We start from the raw sequence: 530 nt of genomic DNA on the forward strand, positions 1-530 counted from the left end.
GGGAAATATTTCCGGTAAACTTGTGTAGACTGGCTTTTCATTTGCCGGGATTACAACAACTTTATAACTGGAGCCTGATTTTGGCGTAAATTCAAAGGATCCTATTCCAAATTTCAGCGGTTTAAAACGTGATATGGTATCATTATGCTGGTCAATAATAGCGCCTCTGAAGTTAACTCCGAAGCCGTCCGGTCCGCTTACTTTAAACGCTATTCTGCCTGATATGCCATTTACCAGATTCCCTCCCTCGGGGAAAAACTGAACATTGTATACGGAAGGTCCTTCAGATGCTGCTATAGGATTTCCTTTGAGGGGATTTATTATTGTAATGTTTTTTTCAAAAAAACTTTTGGAACCAAAATTCTTTATCCAGTTGGTATAGGCTCTGATAATATAGTTACCGGAAGCCAGGCTGACAGGAAGATAAAAAGATCCGTTTCCCGACCCTTCCTTTATTTCGACTTTTGCCTGCAGCACCGGTTTTAGTGAATCGTTCAGAATCTCAACGTACGCTACTTTGCTGACTGTGA

The 530-nt window shown here is 40.9% G+C and carries 1 protein-coding gene; it reads right to left on the reverse strand.

Going from position 1 to position 530, the window contains the following annotated elements:
- A partial coding sequence (locus ACNOHI_RS25570; protein ID WP_420477530.1) for a hypothetical protein occupies nucleotides 1–530 on the reverse strand: 530 nt, incomplete at both ends.

It is taken from the genome of Noviherbaspirillum sp. ST9 (assembly GCF_048799745.1).
GTDB lineage: Bacteria > Pseudomonadota > Gammaproteobacteria > Burkholderiales > Burkholderiaceae_D > Noviherbaspirillum.